The 2,688-nt window shown below is 36.4% G+C and carries 2 protein-coding genes; one reads left to right on the forward strand and one right to left on the reverse strand.

Annotation, left to right across the window (positions count from 1 at the left end; translation table 11 throughout):
* The coding region (locus Q8907_15730; GenBank protein ID MDP4275720.1) for a HAMP domain-containing sensor histidine kinase at positions 1 to 755 on the reverse strand (755 nt) is incomplete at its 3' end.
* A gap of 189 nt (positions 756 to 944) precedes the next feature.
* On the opposite strand from Q8907_15730, the gene Q8907_15735 reads away from it, so the two are divergent.
* Positions 945 to 2,327 carry a DUF1080 domain-containing protein gene (locus Q8907_15735; GenBank protein ID MDP4275721.1) on the forward strand — a complete coding sequence of 461 codons (1,383 nt, stop codon included), beginning with the start codon at positions 945 to 947 and terminating at the stop codon, positions 2,325 to 2,327.
* Positions 2,328 to 2,688 lie beyond the last annotated feature (361 nt).

Genomic DNA, 2,688 nt, shown 5'->3' on the forward strand with positions numbered 1-2,688 from the left:
TGTACGGCAGATTCCTTTTGTTTTAGGGAGACCAGAATACTTGTACCCCGATTTGAAGATTTTATTGCCCTGGAAAACAGGTAATAAAAAATAAGTTTCAATTTTTCGGCATCTAGCCAAACATAATTTTCTGATGAAGTAACCTCTAAAATCAGTTGAATATTTTTTTGCTCGGCCATACCTTTAAATGAATTAATAACCGATTGAATAAAACCAATTAATTCTATAACCGACACAGATAACTTTAAGGACTTTTGATCCGATTTTTGTAAATCGCTAACATGGTTAATTAATTGCATCAACAAGGAGACATTTTTCTTTATAAGGTTGAGGGAAAGTTTTGAATCTTTAGTTAAATTTTGGGTATGTCCTAATATTATCGTCAAGGGGGTTCTGAACTCATCCCAAATATCGGTGAAAAACATGAGTTTCGATTGATCAGAGGGATCTGTTTCCTGAATTTTTTCAGAAAGTTCCTGAAGGGTATTGTTTTGCTGCGTCAAAGTCAGGGCCTGTTCCTCTACTTTTCCTTGCAAAGCTGTATTGGCCTTTTTAAGCTGTTTTACATGTATCCGGTAAACGGCTCCTGAGACAAAAATAAGAACGATTAATAAGGCTATCGCTGTCAAATTAATGCTGTTTAATATTCCAATCCCAATAATATCCGGCTGATTTAATGGAAAAGGGTTAAAATTAATAGGATGGACCTCGTGCCCGTTAACGGTTATATTTTGTATAACTAGTGCAATAGGCATTTTAAGTAATATATTGTTCAAAATGATTACAAAATAGATAAGTTGTAAAAATATCAAATTCTGATATTTTTTTAATATTTAAATATAAAAACAAAATTGAGACAATTCAACCCTTTTGTGAAACAAATACAACTTTCAACAAATTTTAATAAATCTAATTTTGATCCCAAACTTAATAATTATATCATTATGGTAAAACGAGTATTAATATTATTAGCGATCCTACCTTTATTATTTTCATTTACAACTAATAAACCTACAAATTTGTTTAATGGGAAAAATTTAAAGGGATGGAAAGTCATGAACGGAACAGCCGAATTTAAAGCCCAGGATGGGGAGATTATCGGCACGACCAAGATTGGATCACCTAATACATTTTTGGTTACAGAAAAGAAATTCACCAATTTTATCCTGGAATATGAGATGAAGATGGATGAAGGATTAAATTCCGGAGTTCAGATTAGGAGCAACAGCATTCCAAGTTATCAAAACGGAAGAGTACACGGAACACAAGTTGAGGCCGACGATAGCAAACGTGCATGGTCAGGAGGTATTTACGACGAGGGAAGGAAAGGCTGGCGTTATCCCCTGGAATATAATCCCAAAGCAAAATCTGCTTATGTAAAAGGTGGCTGGAATTCCTTTAAAGTAGTAGCCTACCAAAATCATATCATGACCTGGATCAATGGTGTCCCTGCTGCTAATTTGGTGGAAGAAGATGTGGAAACCGGATTTATTGGTTTACAGGTTCATGCTATTGGCAATAATCAGACTATGGCCGGAAAAGAAGTTCATTTTAAAAATATTTCAATTAGGGAAATAAACGAAAATGACTTTGCTGAGGTAAAAACAGATGCGCCCCAGGTAAGTTTTCTCAGAAATGAATTGACTCCTGAAGAAAAAGCCGATGGCTGGAAATTACTTTTTGACGGAAAAACCACTGATGGCTGGCGCGGGGCCAGACTCGACCACTTCCCTTCAAAAGGATGGGAAATTAAGGAAGATGCACTGATGGTCGATAAATCCGGTGGAAAGGAATCTGCCAATGGCGGTGATATCGTTACTAACGGAAAATTTACAAATTTCGTCCTTATTGTAGATTTTAAAGTTACTAAAGGTGCCAATGGGGGTGTCAAATATTTTGTAAATACCGATCTTAATAAAGGTGAAGGTTCCGCAATCGGTTGCGAATTCCAGGTACTGGATGATGAGAACCATCCTGATGCAAAATTGGGTGTAAAAGGCGACCGGACAGTGGGCTCACTTTATGATTTGATTCCTGCCAACCAAAAAATTTATAATCCTGATTTACCCAGTGTTAAGCTCTTTAATGGAATTGATAACTGGAACAGGGCTATGATTGTTGTGAATGGCAGTAAGGTTCAGCATTTTCTCAATGGCTGCAAGGTGGTTGAATATGAAAGAGGCACTCAGATGTGGCGTGCATTGGTTGCATATAGCAAGTATAGGGACTGGCCGAATTTTGGCGAAGCCAAGAGCGCAAATCTTCTGTTACAGGATCATGGCGATCAAGTTTTTTACCGTGACATTAAAATCAAAGAATTAAACTAATTCCATAAACTGTTCAATATAAATTGCTTTATGCAGTATCGGTTTATGGCCGTCAATTGACGACTGAATGAAAATCATTTGCATAAAGCAGTTTATATTGCTTTGTAAGCAATATGATGGTTTAGAATCCCTCTTGAAAATTAACCATTTTGCTTTGCCGGTTTTTTTCTCAATGTTTTTGTCAGATGGAAATTTTCCATAAAACTATTCCCTGCATGAATTCCTGCATCGATCTCGTACTTCCTGAGATGAATGATGTTGCTGGCGGAGAATTGGCCTTAAAAATTGAAAAGGAAGCTTTGGCTCTCGAAAAATTATTAAGCCGTTTCGATTCACAGGCTGAGGTTTTTAGGGTAAATAA

The sequence above is a fragment of the Bacteroidota bacterium genome, assembly GCA_030706565.1.
In the GTDB taxonomy this organism is placed as follows: domain Bacteria; phylum Bacteroidota; class Bacteroidia; order Bacteroidales; family JAUZOH01; genus JAUZOH01.

What these genes read in the sequence shown, in the direction of transcription:
- Q8907_15735 (MDP4275721.1), top strand. Translation starts at nt 945, where the DNA reads ATGGTAAAACGAGTATTAATATTATTAGCGATCCTACCTTTATTATTT.